Here is a 15,241-nt window from a genome sequence, read left to right on the forward strand (position 1 = left end):
GGAGCGCCCGCCTGTGAGACTTCCCCCATGACGGACACGGGGTATACGGGAAGGCGGACTTCCGCCGAGCGGGACGCGATCACGATCGAGATCGGATACGCGCTCATCAGCGCGGCCGTCGTGGCCCTCGCCGTGATCGGCGTGGTGACCGCCGGTCCGCTGCTGGCGTTCGACCCGCCCCGCGCCGTGGCGAGCGTACTGAAGGTGGCGGGCCCCGTGCTCGGCGCGGTGGCGTTCGCCGTACGCGTCGCCACCGTCCTGTGGCGGTTCCGCGGCCGCGGGGCCGCCCGGCCTCATTCCTAGGCGGCTCACGCCCGCGCGGTCAGCCGGCGCAGATGGCGGACCAGGCTGTGCTGGACGGCCGCGGTGTGCTCGAAGAAGTAGAAGTGGCTGCCGGGGAACTCGGCCGCGCCGAGGAAGTCGGTGCAGTGGTCCTCCCAGGCGGCCATGCCGGCGGGAGCGGCGATGGGGTCGGACGTGCCGCAGTAGGCGGCGACCGGGCAGGGCGCCGGTTCGCCGTCCTCGCGCAGGCTGCCTGCGGCCAGGAAGTCGGCGCGCAGCGCGGGCATGATCGAGGCCAGGGTGGCCGGGTCGAGCGTCGCGCCCTCCTGCATCAGGCCCAGCTGGGCCACCCGGGCGAGGAGTTCGTCGTCCGACATGGAGGCCACCCGGGCCAGCTCGGCGGCGGGTTCGAGACCCGGGGCCCAGGCGGAGACCGCGAGGAGCGCGGGGGCGGGCAGGCCGTTCCACTCGGCGGCCACGGAGAGCCGGTAGGCGAGCAGGCCGCCGAAGCTGTGGCCGAGCAGGACGTAGGGCCTGCCGTCCAGCTCGGCCTCGAACGCCTCCAGGAGCGCGTCGACCAGGGGCTCCACCTCGGTGTAGGGCTCCTCCCCCAACCTCTCCTGGCGGCCGGGCAGTTGCAGGGTGCGCACCTCCATGGTGGAGGGCAGGGTGGCCGCCCAGGCCTGGTACGCCGGTGCCGTGCCGCCGGCGTGCGGGAGCAGGAACACCTGGTGGTCGGCGTTCGGGTCGGCCCCGGACGTGGTGAACCAGCGGGTGCGTCGCGGGCTGCCGGTGGTGGTCATGCGCTCTCCTGATCCGTCTGGCGGGCCTTGGACATGAGGACGTCCGCGATCTCCCGCAGGTGGGTCTCCGGCCGCAGCGATCCGATGCGGAGCACGATGTGGCGGGCGCCAGCCCGCACATAGTCGGCGAGGCGTTGCGCGCAGTGCTCGCTCGGGCCCCAGGCGTAGGCCTGGACGGCCGACATCTGCTCCAGGGTGCGGCCGTAGCAGTGCTCCAGATAGTCGTCGAGTTCGACCCGGGCACCCCGCTCGTCCGCGCCGACGGTGACCGTCAGGTACAGGGCCGGGGTCACCGCGCCCTCCCGGCGGCCCGCGCGCCGGCAGAGGTCCTCCAGGCGGCGCCTGGCACAGGCGTAGGCCTCGGCGGAGGTCAGGAACGGCAGCCAGCCGTCGTAGCGGCGGGCCGCCCGTTCCAGTACCGGGGCGGTGTCGTCGGCGGCGAGCCACAGCGGCGGCCCGTCGGGGGCGGCGGGGCACACCAGCCGGTCCAGGCCGTGTGCCTGCCAGCGCCGTCCTGCGAAGCTGTTCGGCGCGCCGGGCCGGGTGCTGCTCCAGGCGGTGCGCCACAGTTCGGTGATCTCGTCCAGCCGGTCGGCGCCGTCGGTGACCGGGACGCCCAGCGCGGCAAGTTCCTCCTCGGTCTCCGGTGCCGGGAAGCCCGATCCCACCCCGAGGACGAGCCGGCCGGAGCTGACGTGGTCCAGGCTGCTGGCCATGCTCGCGGCCACGAGCGGATGCCGCAGGGCCGGCGTCAGGGCGGCGGTGCCGAGGAGCACCCGGCGGGTCACCGCGCCCACGGCGGACAGGACGACGAGGGGGTCCAGCCGGGGGCGGGCGGTGAGCGAGTCACCCGTCCACAGGGAGTCGAAGCCCAGTTCCTCGGCCCGCCGCGCGAAGTCCAGCAGGGGCGAGACGCCGTACTCGCCGAGGACGGCCTGTTCCCTGGTCGGCAACAGGACCCCCACGCGCAGCGGCTGACGGGCAGCCCCCATCGCACACCTCTTTCTCGGGTCATGGTCAGTGGTCCCTGGGATCCAAGCAGTCGCACCTGACAGGTTCCTGATCGCGCGCCCCGGTCCCGCCCCTTTCCGGTGCCCCGATCGAAAAATTGTTAATACGGAAACCGAATCAGCCATGAGCGGGACCGAACAACCCCCGCAGAGGCACGGAAAACGCGCACATTCACTGTCCGAGATGTCCGGGTCCGCCCCGACATCACCATCGGGATTCAGCTTTGTTGCAGGGAGCACGCACTGGCGCGGAAACGACGGCTTCCCCTCATGGGCTCTTGCGGTCATGAAGAGACCCGGAGCAAATAGAGGGAACTGGTTCAGCACTGGAGGAAAAAGTGATCACATATTCGCGGTTCGACGACGCGCGCGCTTGCGGAACCGATCCCGTCTTCGCCTTTCTGGGGCCGTTGGAAGTGCGCGCGGGCGGCCGTATCCACTCCGTCGGGGGAAACCGGCAGCGCACCTTGCTCGCGGCGTTGCTGGTGAGCGCGGGGCGGCCGCTGTCCGCCGAGCAGTTGTACACCGAATTGTGGGGGGAGAACCCTCCGCCCACCTTCGAGAACTCGCTCCAGGCCCACATCTACCGGTTACGCCGCACCCTCCAGCAGGCGGCGGGCACGGACGGGCGGGCGCCCGAGCTGCTCACGCGCTCGTCCGGATACGTCCTGGAGACGGGCGGCGAGGAGAGCGACGCGGCCGCCTTCCGCCGGCTGACCGGCCAGGCCCGCGCCCGCGTCCGGCACAGTCCCGCCGAGGCGCACCGGCTGTTCGGCGAGGCGCTGGCGCTCTGGCGCGGCGCGCCCTTCCAGGACGTCGCCCAGGGGCCGATGTCGCAGAGCGTGGCGCTGGCGCTGGAGGAGGAGCAGCTGTGCGCCGTCGAGGACAGGCTCTGGCTGGAGATACAGCTGGCGGACCCCGTGCACAGCATCGGCGAGCTGAAACGCATGCGCACCATCCACCCCTGGCGGGAGCGCCTGACCGAGCTGCTCATGCTGGCCCTGTACCGGACCGGGCGACAGGCCGAGGCGGTGGAGACGTACAACAGCACGCGGCACAGGCTGGCGAGCGAGCTGGGCGTGGAGCCCTCGCTCAAGCTGCGCGAGCGGCTGCGGGAGATCCTCAACCAGGCCCCTTCCCTGGACGCCGCCACCGTGCCCGCGTAGGCGGCTCACACGCGCACGGTGCGCCAGGGCCGCGGACGAGACCGCGGCGGTACGCCCCCCGAATTCTTCCGGAGGGTGTACCGCCGCGGTCTCGTTCTGTCGCGTCAGCCACGCGTCAGCGCGGAGCGGCAGAATATACATCGACCGCTTCTCGATTTCCCTCTCTTTGCCTGCCGCTTTTCATGCCGCCTTCCCTACCCCTATTCGCGCCCCTTTTCGCGCGAGTAAAGGGGTTGCTTTCGCATGCCCAATTCCCCCTACATTCCCCGGTCGTGTCGTTGCCGTACCGCAGCCCTTTCATGGTTTCGACGCGTTATCAGCCGTCCTTCAGGCGTCGATCAGCTCCGCTGGCCAAGGTGAGCGACGACGACGGTAAAGACACTGCGAAAGGGATGACTATGGTCGAGGACTTTGAGGTCGTCATCATCGGCGCCGGGATGTCGGGTCTCGGCATGGCCGCCCGGCTGAAGGAGGCCGGGCGGCACGCGTTCACGATCCTGGAGAAGGCCGACTCCCTCGGAGGGACCTGGCGCGAGAACACGTATCCGGGCGCCGCCTGCGACGTGCAGTCCCACCTGTACTGGTACTCCTTCGGGGAGCAGCCCGACTGGACGCGGACCTACGCCGGGCAGCCGGAGATCCTGCGCAACCTCGAACGGTTCGCCGCGAGCCACCGGCTGGCGGAGCACATCCGCTTCGGCGTGGAGGTCACCCACGCCACCTGGTCGGACGACGACGGCAGCTGGCTGCTGCGCACCTCGCGCGGCGAGCGGCTGCGGGCCCGCGTGCTGATCACCGCGTGGGGGCAGCTGGACCGGCCGGCCTGGGCGCGCGTCGAGGGCGTGGACAGCTTCGCCGGCACCCAGGTGCACACGGCGCGCTGGCCCGAGGACCTGGACGTCACGGGCAAGCGGGTCGCCTGCGTCGGCAGCGCGGCCAGCGCCGTCCAGCTGGTGCCCGCCATCGCGGACGCCACCGAGCGGCTGACGGTGTTCCAGCGCTCCCCCAACTATCTGCTGCCGCGCCAGGACCGGGCGCTCCCGGACGAGGAGCGGGCCGCGCTGCTCGCCGAACCGGAGCGCTACACCGCTCTGCGCGAGGGCCTCTACCGCGAGCGCGACGGCTGGGCCGCCGGTCTGCGCGACGACGGCAACCCGGTGCGGGACGAGTTCCGGCGGGTCGCCGGAGAGCATCTGGCCGCCCAGGTCGCCGACGGGCAGCTGCGCGAACGGCTCACCCCCGACTACGCGTTCGGCTGCAAGCGCGTCCTGATCAGCGACGACTACTACCCGGCGCTCTCCCGCGACAACGTCGAGCTGGTGACGGAGCCCATCGCCCGCATCGAACCGGAGGGCGTGCGCACCACGGACGGGCGGCGGTACGACGTCGACGTGATCGTGCACGCCACCGGCTTCCAGCCGCTCGACCGCACGGGCGGGGTGGAGATCGTCGGACGGAATCTGCTGACGCTGCGCGAGGCGTGGAAGGAGGGTCCGGAGGCCTACCTCGGCGTGGCCGTGCACGGCTTCCCGAACATGTTCATGCTGTACGGCCCGAACACCAACCTCGGCCACCACTCGATCCTGTTCATGGTGGAGTGCCAGATCGCCTACGTGCTCCAGGCGCTCGGCTCCCTCGACACCGGCCGGGACCGCACCCTGGACGTCCTTCCCGAGGTGCAGCGGCGCTACAACGAGGAACTGCGGCGGGACCTCGCGGGCACGGCCTTCGCCGCCGGCTGCGGGAGCTGGTACACGACCGGCGACGGCCGTGTGGTCAACAACTGGTCGTCCAGCATCGAGGCCTACCGGGAGCGCACGGCCGTCTTCACCGAGCGGGACTACGCCGGGTAGCTCTTCGACCGGCCCGCACACAGCACGGCGGTGGCCCGCCCCCTGACCGAGGGGGCGGGCCACCGCCGTGTCGTGCGCCGCCGGTCAGCCCTTGGCGGCGGCGAGTTCGTCGCGCACCGCGCGTCGCAGGACCTTCCCGCTGGGGTTGCGGGGCAGTGCCTCGGCGAAGTCGTAGGACGTGGGCATCTTGAAGTCCGCGAGGCGTCCGCGCAGGAACAGCAGCAGGTCCCGGGCCCCCGCCTCCTGGCCCCGCTCCAGGACGACCCGGGCGTGCACGGACTCGCCCCACCGCTCGTGCGGCAGGCCCACCACGGCGGCCCCGGCCACGGCGGGGTGCCGGGCGAGGGCGTCCTCGATCTCCGCCGGGTAGACGTTCTCCCCCGCCACGATGATCATGTCGTTGACCCGGTCGCGTACGTAGAGGAAGCCGTCCTCGTCGAGACAGCCGGCGTCCCCCATGTGCACCCACCCGTCGACCACGGTGCGCTCCGTCGCCTCGGGCAGCCGCCAGTAGCCGAGCATCCGGGCCGGGGTGCGCACACAGATCTCCCCGATCTCCCCGACGGGCAGCTCCTTGCCCTCGGGGTCCTCGATGCGGACCTCGATCCCCGGGTAGGGGCGGCCCGCCGCGCGCAGGCGCGGGCTGCCGGGGACGTGGTCGGCGGGCGGCAGGCAGACGGCGAAGTTACCGGTCTCGCTGCTGCCGTAGATCTGGAGGAAGTCGCAGTCCAGCACCTCGATCGCCCGGCTCAGCAGCTCCTCGCCGATGGGGGAGCCCCCGTAGACGACCTTGCGCAGCGTGGCGAGGGCGCCCCGGCCCGCGGCCGGTTCGGCGAGCATCAGCTCCAGCATGGCGGGCGCCACGATGGCGGTGGTGACCCCTTCCTCGGCGACCACCCGTACCGCGTCGGAGCTGATGAAGGCGGGCAGGGAGACCACGGTGGCCCCGGCGTTGAACGCCTGCATCCCGTAGGAGAGGCCGCCGATGTGGAAGCCGGGCAGGCCGATCAGGCTGCGGTCGCCGGGCTTCCAGTCGAGCCAGTCGAGGCCGTGGTCGTCCATCGCCGCGGCGACGTTGAAGAAGCTGCGGTGGGGCAGGACGACGCCCTTGGGCAGGCCGCTGGTGCCGCTGGTGTAGATCTGCACGACGGGGCTGTTCTCGTCGCCGTCCGCCGGCTCGCCCCCGGCCTCCGGGCCCGGGCCGGTGGCCACCGAGCGCTTGCGGGCGGCCAGGGACTGCGCCTGTGGTGCGCCGGCGTCCAGGCACAGCACGGTACGCAGCGAGGGCAGGCCCTCGCGGACCTCGGCGGCCACCGGCAGGTGCTCCGCGTCGACCAGGAGCATCTCGGTGGTGGAGTCGCGCAGGATGTGGTCGACCTCCTGCGCGGTCAGCCGCCAGTTGACGGGGACGAGGACCGCGCCCGTGCGGGCGCAGGCGAAGGCCAGCTCCCAGTACTCGACGGCCTCCTTGCCGAGGTAACCCACGCGGGAGCCGGGGCCGACGCCGGACGCGCGCAGCACCCGGGCCGTGAGCGCGCTCTCCCGGTCCAGTTCCCGGTAGGTGAGCGTCCGGCCCGCGCAGACGACGGCCGGTTGGTCGGGCCGGAGTCCGGCCTGCCGGGCGATCACTTCCTGAAGCGTCCGCGAGCGGGGTGAGGTGGTCATCGGTGGGCTCCTGTTCCTGCCGCGTGCGCCGGTGCCTCGGCACCGGACAGCAGCTCTTCGATGTAGGCGCTGAGCAGGTCCACGCTGGGCCGGTCGAAGGTGACGGACGCCGGCAGCGTGATGCGGAAGGCGGCCTCCAGGGCGTTGCGGATCTCGACCGCGTTGAGCGAGTCCATGCCGAGGGCGGCCAGTTCGGCGTCGGGTTCCACGTCATCGGCCGACTCGAAGCGCAGGACGTCCGCGAGCCGGTGGCGCACGATCGCGTTGACACCGGCCGAGCGGGCGGCCCCGGGGTCCGAGGCCAGCGCCCCGACGTCGGTCCCCGCGCCGGCCGCGGCGCACCCGGGCACGAGGTCCTCGAAGAGCGCGCTCGGCGCCCTGCGGGCCACGAAGCGCTTCCAGTCACAGTGGCCCATCAGGATCTGGGGGCGCCCGGCGTCCAGCAGTGCGGGCAGGGCGTCGGTCGCCTCGTCCTGGTCGAGGAGCGTGATGCCCTGGCCCTCCCAGCTGCGGACCAGCGAGGAGCTGAGCTGCCGCCCGGGTCCCCGGGGCGCCCACGGCCCCCAGTTGACGGCGGTGGCGGGCAGCCCCGCGCCGGCGCGCTGGGCCATCAGGTGGTCGAGGAAGGCGTTGCCCGCGCCCGCGCCGGTCTGGGTGGCGGCGCCGAGCAGCGCCCCGGCCGTGGAGCAGCCGAGGAAGAAGTCCAGCTCGGGCAGGTCGGCACTCGCCTCGTGCAGCAGCCAGGCGCCGTAGACCTTCGTACGGAAGACGGCGTCCAGGCTCTCCCAGGTCTGCTGGGCGAGCGGCAGGTCCTGGGCGGCCTCCTGGGCGGCGTGGACGACGCCGCCCACCGGGGGCGCGGCCTTAGCGAGTTCGGCCAGGACGCGTGAGACGTCCGACGCGGAACCGAGGTCGCAGGCGTGGACGCTCGCCGTGACGCCGTCACCGAGGACGGGGGCGGGGCCGCCGGTGCGGCTCAGCAGCGCCACGTGGCGGGCACCCAGGGCGGCGAGGCGGCGCGCGAGGGCCCGGCCGACCATGCCGGTGCCGCCGGCCACCACGTAGGTGCGGTCGGCGCGGACGGCGAGCGGCCGGGAGTCCGCGGGCACGGCGTCGGCCGTGCGCAGCCGGCGCACCAGGCGCCCGCCGTCGCGGTGGGCGATCTCCAGCTCGCTCTCCCCGGCCGCCAGCCACTCCCCCACGAGAGCGGGGGCGCCGTCGGCGCCGGGCGGCAGGTCGACGAGGGTCACCCGGTAGCCGGGGAACTCCATGCCGAGGGCCCGGCCGAAGCCCCACAGGGTGGCCGCCGCCGCCGGTTCGGTGGACTTGTCGCCGGGCAGGTGCTGCGCGCCCTCGCCCACCAGCCACAGCCGTTGCCCGCGGCCGAAGCCCTTGCGGCCCAGGGTGTCGAGTACGGCGAGGAGGTCGCGGTAGTTGGCCTCGCACTCGGCGCGCAGACGCTCTGCTGCGCTCACCCCATCCGCCGTGGGGTCGTCCGGGGTGGTGCGCCACAGCCAGCACACGTCGGTGGGCGGCTCGCCGTCCAGTGCCTCGGCCAGGGCCGTGGGGCCGGTGGCCGCGGCGAGGGCGACACCCTCCGCGGCGGCCGCCTCGGCGAGCCCGCGCGGCAGCCGGGCGGGGTCGCCCGCGACCAGCACGCGCCGCCCCTCCCGCCGGGTGTCGGGCAGCGGCTGGGGGACCCAGTGCTGCTCGTAGAACAGGCCGCCGCTCGCGGCCTGTTCGCCGCCGGGGGTCTTCTCCGCCTGCCAGGCCGCCTCGGCCGCTTTGCGCCGCGGGGTGGGCAGCCAGTACCGCTTGCCGTCGAAGGGGTACGAGGGCAGCGGGATCCGGCGCCGCGAAGCGCCGTCGTGGTAGCCGGCCCAGGAGACCTGCACGCCCGCCTCGTACGCCTTGGCGAGGGACCGGCGGATCATGTCGCCGTCGTGGTCGTCGCGGAAGGTGCTGCTCAGCCAGACGTGGTCCGCCTCGCCGGCCGAGGTCCTGGCCAGCGCGGTGAGTGCGGCGGAGGGGCCCAGTTCGACGAAGACGTGCCGCCCGCGCTGGTCCACCGCCCGTACGCCGGCCTCGAACTGCACCGGTTCGAGCAGGTGCCTGATCCAGTACTCGGGGTCGGCCATCTGGCGCCCGCGCGCCACGCGGCCGGTCACGTTGGAGACGACGGCCATGGTCGGCGTGCGGAACTCCACGGTGTCCAGCACCGCGCGGAACTCCTCGACGATGTCGGCCATCAGCGGCGAGTGGTAGGGCACGGCGCCGCGCAGCGGGGTGACCTTCACCCCGCGTTCGGTGAGCCGCCGGCCCACCTCGGCCAGTGCGTCGTCGCCGCCGGTGAGCAGGCACTGCCCGGGGCCGTTGACCGCGCCGATCGTCAGGTCCGGCCAGTCCTCGAGGAGCGGGGCGACCTCGGCGGCCGGTGCGCCGACCGCGGCCATGCCGCCCTTGTCCCGCACCGCCTCGCTCAGCCGTCCGCGCGCGGCCACCAGCCGGGCCCCGTCCTCCAGCGAGAACACCCCGGCCACCGCGGCGGCGGCGAACTCGCCCAGGCTGTGCCCCATCAGCACGGAGGGGCGCACGCCCCAGGACAGCCAGAGCCTGGCCATCGCGTATTCGAGGCTGAAGAGCGCCGGCTGGAGGTAGCGGGGCTCGTGGACGCGCTCGGGCGCCTCGCCCCCGCCGCGCACCAGCTCACCGAGGGGGACGCCGATCAGCGGGGTCAGGATGCGGTCGCACGCGTCGAGCGCGGCCCGGAAGGCCGGGTACTGCGCATAGAGCGCGGCGCCCATCCCGGGGTACTGCGTGCCCGTCCCGGAGAAGAGGAACGCCACCTTCGGGACGCCCGCCGAGCCCCCGCCGCGGGTGGTGCCCGCCGCCAGGGAGGCGATCCGCTTGTCCAGCGCCCGGGCCGTGTCGTCGCGGTCGCCCACCACCTCGGCGATCCGATGACGGAAGTGCGCGCGCCCGGTGTTGGAGGTGCGGCACAGGTCGGCGAGCGGGGTGTCGGGGTGCCGGGTCAGGTGGTCGAGGTAGCGCTCGGCGAGCCGGCGCAGCGAGGTGCGGTTCTTGGCGGACAGGGTGAGGACGGCGCTGGGTCGCACGTCGGCCGTCTCCTGCCGCGTGGGCGCGGCGGTCTCGGCCGGTGCCTCCTCCAGGACGACGGAGGCGATCGTGCCGGTCACACCGAAGCCGTTCACCATGGCGCGCCCGGTGCCTGTGCCGGGCCAGGGACGGCACTCGGTGGGGACGGTGACGGGGGCTTCGTCCCAGGCGATGCGCCGGGAGGGGGTGACGAGGTTCAGGTGCGGGAAGACCGTCTTCTCCCGCAGCTGGAGCACCGCCTTGATGATCGAGCCGACGCCGGCCGCGCCCTCCATGTGGCCGATGTTGGTCTTCAGGGAACCCACCACCATGGGCGCGGCCTTGGTGTGCGACTCGGCGAACACGTCGCTGATGGCGTCCATCTCGGTGGGGTCGCCGAGCGCGGTGCCGGTGCCGTGGGCCTCGACGTACTGGATGTCGCCCGGCGTCAGGCGGCAGCGGGCGAGGGCGGAGCGCATGACCTGTTCCTGCGCGGCGCCGTTGGGCGCCACCAGGCCCGCGCTCTCGCCGTCCTGGCCGACCGCGGAGCCCCGGATCACGGCGTGGACGGTGTCGCCGTCCCGGCGCGCGTCGGACAGCCGCTTGAGGACCAGCACCCCGCACCCCTCGGCGCGGGCGTAGCCGTCGGCGCGCTCGTCGAAGGTCTTGCACTGGCCGTCGGAGGCGAGCACCCCGCCCAGGGACAGGATGGTGTGGTTGTGCGCGTTGTGGATGACGTTGACGCCGCCGCTCAGCGCGATGCCGCACTCGCCGCCGCGCAGCGCCTGCACGGCCAGGTGCGTGGCCGTCAGCGACGAGGAGCAGGTGGTGTCGACGGTCATGCACGGGCCGCGCAGCCCGAGGAAGAACGACAGCCGGCCCGAGACCGCGCTGTGCGTCAGTCCGGGCGCGAGGTAGCCGTCGAGGTCGGCGGGGGCGAGGTCGGTGGACTCGAAGATGTAGTCGAGCGTGGTGACGCCCATGAAGACGCCGGTGTCGCCGTGCCGCAGCGAGGTGGGGTCGACGCCCGCGTGCTCCAGCGCCTCCCAGGCCGTCTGGAGGGCCAGCCGCTGCTGCGGGTCGATGTACGGGGCCTCTTTGGGGGACACCGAGAAGAAGGCGGCGTCGAAGCGGTCGACGTCGTGGATGAAGCCGCCGCGCGGCCAGTCACCGTCTTCGGCTCCGCCCGCCGCGCCGTCCCCCGCCTCGCCGGACGCACCGGCGCCGTCCTCGTGGGCCGCGCCGCCGTCCGGGGCCATCTGGCGGCGCTCGCCGGCCGGCAGCGGCCCGACGCCCGAGCGGCCCTCGCGCAGGAAGCGCGCGAAGGTGTCGACGTCGTTGTTCCCACCCGGAACGCGCAGCCCCATTCCCACGATGGCTATGGGTTCGTATTTCTCGCGTTCGAGGGCGGCGAGCGCTTCCTCCTTGCTTCGTAATTCGGCGAGTACGGCGGCCAGCTCGGCCGCGCTCGGTTGCGATGCCTCCGACATTTATTCCCTCCGGTCAGGAAATTGATCACGCACAGAGATGGTCTATCAAGTGACCGGCGGTCGGGTGACCGAAGAGAGCGGCCGTCGAAATCTCGCAGTCCAGCTTCCGCTCCAGGGAAAGCTTCACCTCGCTGAGCCGCAGCGAGGTGAGCCCCAGGTCCAGGAAGCCCGTGTCCAGCGGGAACTCCTCATGCGGGGTCATGAAGAGGGCGCTTCTGAACTCCCCCACGACCAGCTCCTCGACGAGCTCCCGGCGCTCGTGCTCCGGCAGGAGCCTCAGCTTCTCCATGGCGGGAAAATCTTGCGACACCCACGCCACCGCCTCTCTACGAATCGACTGCTGACCAAAATCGAAACAGCCGTTCCTGATAGTGACCTGATAGCCCACTGATGGCCCGCGGCAATGGCCGACGTACGTCCGCAGGATGGTTTATCCATGGCACATCGGTGTTATGTTCCATGACATGGATGAAAATGAATTCGACTTGGTCGGTGAATTAGACAGGACACTGAAGGCGCTGGGTCTGTCCCGTGCCGAGGCCGTGAGCGAACTGGTGGTGGAGGGGCGGGACCCGCTGGTGCCCTCCACGCTGCGCCTGGGCTCGGCGATGGGGATTGCCCTGCTGTCCGCCGCCGTCGGCGCCGCGCAGATCTGGCGTACCGCGACGGGCCGCCCGCAGCGGCTGGGTCTCGACCTCGGCCAGGCGCTCCACCAGCTCACGCCCTACCTCGGCGGCGGCAACACCCTGAACGGCTACGGCTCCAACATGGGCAGCGTCTTCGGCCTCGGCGGCACCCCCGCCCCCGCCCTGTGGGACCTGTACCGCACCGCGGACGACCGCTGGGCCATCCCGATCGCCTGCTATCCCCACACCCGGGACGCCTTCCTGGACCTGCTCGGCACCGCGCACACCCGCGAGCACATCGGCCGGGCCATCGCGGGCCGGATCTCCTGGGACCTGGAGGAGGAAGCGGCCGCCAAGGGGATACCGCTGGCCATCGTGCGCAGCAGGGAGGAGTTCCTCGACCACCCCCAGGGCCGGGCCGTGCTCGCCGAGCCCCTCGTGTCCGTGGAGCGGGTGGGCGACGCCCCGCCGCGCCCGCTGCCGGCCGGCGCCCAGCCGCTGTCCGGGCTGCGCTCCCTGCAGTTCACGCACGTCTTCGCGGGCACCGCGGCCGGCCGGGTCCTCGCCGAGCAGGGCGCCGACGTCCTGCACGTCTGCGAGCCGAACGCCTTCGACCACGACCTGTGCTGGAACGAGACGGGCGTCGGCCTGCGCTCGGCCCGCCTCGCCCTGGCCGCCGGCGGCGAGGGGCGGCGCGCCTTCGAGGACCTGCTGCGCACCGCGGACGTGTTCGTGCACAACCACCGGCCGGGCAAGATGGCCCGGCTCGGACTCGGCCCCGAGGAGTGCGCCGAGATCTCACCCGGTCTCATCCACGTCTCGGTGCGCTGTTACGGGCACAGCGGCCCCTGGCAGGAGCGCGGCGGCTTCGACCAGCACGCCCAGGCCCTGACCGGCGTCAACTGGAGCGAGCGGCAGGACGGGCGCCCCCAACTGCCGCCCGGCCGCATGCTCAACGACTACCTGGCCGCCTATCTCGCCGCCGCCGGCGTCATGAGCGCGGTCCTGCGCCGCGCCCGCGAGGGCGGCAGCTACCAGGTCAAGGTCTCGCTGGCCGGTGTCTCCAACTGGGCCTGGGAGCTGGGCACGTTCACGCGCGAGCAGTCCGAGCGGCTCGCGGTGCCGGCCCAGGTGCCCTCGCCCAGGCGCATCGCCCGGGCCACCCCGCTCGGCGACCTCTCCCTCGTGGCGCCGCCGGTCAGCCTCAGCGAGACACCGCCCGCCTGGCGCGGCCCGCTGCTCGTCCCCCGCGGCTCGTCACAGCCCCGCTGGTACGACGACGTGGCGTCCTGACACCCCGCGCCCCCTGTCGCGCCCCTGTCGCGCCGTCGGCGCACCCCTGCCGTGCCCCTGCCGTATCCCGAGGAGCCCTCTCATGTCCCGTATCCCCTGCCTCGACACCGAGGCCCTGCCCCAGTCGCTGCGTTCGCTGGCCCAGGGGCGCGTCATCAACGTCTACCGGACGCTCGGCCACGCCCCCCGGTCGGTCACGCAGATCGCCCGGCTGGGCGCCGCGCTCTTCGCCGACGCCAGTCTCGACGCGGTCGACCGCGAACTGCTCATCCTCACCTACGGCACCGTCTACGAGGCGGAGTACGAGTGGGCGCAGCACGTGCCCATATCGCGGGCCGTCGGGGTCACGGACGCCCAGCGCTCCGCCGTGCGCGCCGAGCGGTACGACGCCGACGTCTTCACCCCGGCCCAGCGGGCGCTCCTCGGCTTCGCCGCCGCCGCGGCCACCGCGCCCTTCGTGGACGAGGCCCTCCACACGGCCGTGGCGGCCCACTACACCGAGGAGCAGATCGTCGAGACCCTCGTCCTGGCGGGCTTCTACTTCCTGCTGGGCCGCGTCTGCACCGTCCTGGACGTCGAGGTGGACGCGGCCCAGGGCGACGAACTGGTGCGCATGGCGCAGACCATGCACGACGACCACTGACCCGCGGCAGCGCCGCCCGGGGAGCTAGCGGTCGAGCGTGCTCAGGGCCCGCCGCGCCAGCGGATGCGTCCGCACCAGTTCGGCCAGCGTCGTCGAGCCGCGGGTGATCTTCGCGAACGCGTTCCACGCGGGGCGCAGGCCGGTGATCGCCGCGTGGAACATGCCGGGCCGGCGTTCGAAGAGCTGGAGCAGGCGGCGCCCCACGCTCATCTCCACCCCGAGCCCGGCCTTGACGGCGAACGCGTAGTTCAAGGCCTGGCGGCGGGCGTCCACCGCGTCGTGCGCCTCCGCGATCCGCACCGCCCACTCCCCCGCGAGCCGCCCGGAGCGCAGCGCGAAGGAGATGCCCTCACGGGTCCACGGCTCCAGGAGGCCCGCCGCGTCCCCGCACACGAGGACCCGGCCGCGGGAGAGCGGCGAGTCGTCACTGCGGCAGCGGGTCAGGTGCCCGGAGGAGATGCTGGGCTCGAAGCCGGCGAGGCCGAGCCGGGCGATGAAGTCCTCCAGGTAGCGCTTGGTGGCGGCGCCCTCGCCGCGCGCGGAGATCACGCCGACGGTCAGGGTGTCGCCCTTGGGGAAGACCCAGCCGTAACTGCCCGGCAGGGGACCCCAGTCGATGAGCACCCGGCCCGCCCAGTCCTCGGCGACGGTCGCGGGCACCGGGATCTCGGCCTCCAGGCCGAGGTCGACCTGGTCCAGTTTGACGCCCACGTGCGCGCCTATCCGGCTGGCGCTGCCGTCGGCGCCGACCACGGCGCGGGCCAGGACGGTCTCGCCGCCCTGGAGCACGACGGCGACGGTCCGCCGGTCGGGCACCTCGGGCCCGTGCTGCTCCACGCGGGCGACGGTGACGCCGGTGCGCAGCTCGGCGCCCGCCTTCTGGGCGTGCTCGACGAGCCGCTGGTCGAACTCGGGCCGGTTGACGAGCCCGAAGAGCGTCTGCCGGGAGCGGCGGGTACGCGTGAACTTCCCGTCCAGGGAGAACGTCACCGCGTGCACCCGGTCGCGCAACGGCAGTTCGAAGCCGGGCGGCAAGGAATCGCGCGACGGACCGATGATGCCGCCGCCGCACGTCTTGTACCGCGGGAGTTCGGCCTTCTCCAGGAGCAGCACGCTGCGTCCCGCGACGGCTGCCGCGTAGGCCGCCGAGGCCCCCGCGGGGCCGGCCCCGACCACGACGACGTCCCACACGTACCGGGCGTCGTCCGCTGAGTTCTCGCTGCTCACGTTGGTCTACCGCTCCTGATCCCGCTGTTGGCCGCGCTTTCCCCAGGCATCCTACGGCCGAGCCCTTCGCGCCCCTCCTGTGGGAGG

Annotated in this window: 11 protein-coding genes; 5 read left to right on the plus strand and 6 right to left on the minus strand. The window is 73.1% G+C overall.

Features of this window, described 5'->3' with window-relative positions; genetic code table 11:
- Nucleotides 1–27: 27 nt before the first annotated feature.
- Complete coding sequence (locus ACZ516_RS14100) at nucleotides 28–303, plus strand: DUF6332 family protein (RefSeq protein ID WP_469010275.1); 276 nt, start codon at nucleotides 28–30, stop codon at nucleotides 301–303.
- Between the two features lie 5 nt (nucleotides 304–308).
- Here ACZ516_RS14100 and ACZ516_RS14105 read toward each other — a convergent pair whose 3' ends face one another.
- Entirely contained in the window at nucleotides 309–1,085 is a 777-nt protein-coding gene (locus ACZ516_RS14105; protein ID WP_361084661.1) for a thioesterase II family protein, read from the minus strand.
- The gene (locus tag ACZ516_RS14110) at nucleotides 1,082–2,077 is read right to left on the minus strand and encodes an LLM class flavin-dependent oxidoreductase (protein WP_358699392.1); all 996 of its coding nucleotides are present in this window, start codon (nucleotides 2,075–2,077) and stop codon (nucleotides 1,082–1,084) included. The genes ACZ516_RS14105 and ACZ516_RS14110 overlap by 4 nt, the downstream gene beginning before the upstream one ends.
- Nucleotides 2,078–2,433: 356 nt before the next feature.
- Between ACZ516_RS14110 and ACZ516_RS14115 the strand changes: the two genes are divergently transcribed.
- On the plus strand, nucleotides 2,434–3,261 hold the full coding sequence (locus tag ACZ516_RS14115) for an AfsR/SARP family transcriptional regulator (protein WP_361084657.1): 828 nt from the start codon (nucleotides 2,434–2,436) through the stop codon (nucleotides 3,259–3,261).
- 398 nt (nucleotides 3,262–3,659) lie between these two features.
- On the plus strand, nucleotides 3,660–5,114 hold the full coding sequence (locus tag ACZ516_RS14120) for a flavin-containing monooxygenase (RefSeq protein ID WP_361084653.1): 1,455 nt from the start codon (nucleotides 3,660–3,662) through the stop codon (nucleotides 5,112–5,114).
- An 84-nt stretch (nucleotides 5,115–5,198) separates the two neighbouring features.
- Here the strand turns inward: ACZ516_RS14120 and ACZ516_RS14125 are convergent, their stop codons facing one another.
- Genes ACZ516_RS14125 through ACZ516_RS14135 form a run of 3 tightly spaced genes read right to left on the minus strand, consistent with a single transcriptional unit; the run spans nucleotide 5,199 to nucleotide 11,654 of the window.
- Nucleotides 5,199–6,779: a long-chain-fatty-acid--CoA ligase gene (locus ACZ516_RS14125; RefSeq protein WP_361084650.1), complete on the minus strand. Its 1,581-nt coding sequence runs from the start codon at nucleotides 6,777–6,779 to the stop codon at nucleotides 5,199–5,201.
- Nucleotides 6,776–11,365: a type I polyketide synthase gene (locus ACZ516_RS14130; protein ID WP_469010278.1), complete on the minus strand. Its 4,590-nt coding sequence runs from the start codon at nucleotides 11,363–11,365 to the stop codon at nucleotides 6,776–6,778. The genes ACZ516_RS14125 and ACZ516_RS14130 overlap by 4 nt, the downstream gene beginning before the upstream one ends.
- A 25-nt stretch (nucleotides 11,366–11,390) precedes the next feature.
- Nucleotides 11,391–11,654: an acyl carrier protein gene (locus tag ACZ516_RS14135; protein WP_361084644.1), complete on the minus strand. Its 264-nt coding sequence runs from the start codon at nucleotides 11,652–11,654 to the stop codon at nucleotides 11,391–11,393.
- A gap of 175 nt (nucleotides 11,655–11,829) precedes the next feature.
- Between ACZ516_RS14135 and ACZ516_RS14140 the strand changes: the two genes are divergently transcribed.
- Both ACZ516_RS14140 and ACZ516_RS14145 read left to right on the plus strand, forming a co-directional pair.
- Nucleotides 11,830–13,284 carry a CoA transferase gene (locus ACZ516_RS14140; protein ID WP_469010280.1) on the plus strand — a complete coding sequence of 485 codons (1,455 nt, stop codon included), beginning with the start codon at nucleotides 11,830–11,832 and terminating at the stop codon, nucleotides 13,282–13,284.
- Between the two features lie 82 nt (nucleotides 13,285–13,366).
- On the plus strand, nucleotides 13,367–13,927 hold the full coding sequence (locus ACZ516_RS14145) for a carboxymuconolactone decarboxylase family protein (RefSeq protein WP_469010281.1): 561 nt from the start codon (nucleotides 13,367–13,369) through the stop codon (nucleotides 13,925–13,927).
- A 24-nt stretch (nucleotides 13,928–13,951) separates the two neighbouring features.
- On the opposite strand, the gene ACZ516_RS14150 is transcribed toward ACZ516_RS14145, so the two are convergent.
- On the minus strand, nucleotides 13,952–15,154 hold the full coding sequence (locus tag ACZ516_RS14150; RefSeq protein ID WP_358579293.1) for a geranylgeranyl reductase family protein: 1,203 nt from the start codon (nucleotides 15,152–15,154) through the stop codon (nucleotides 13,952–13,954).
- Between the last annotated feature and the right edge of the window lie 87 nt (nucleotides 15,155–15,241).

This window comes from Streptomyces sp. NPDC034037 (assembly GCF_055575715.1).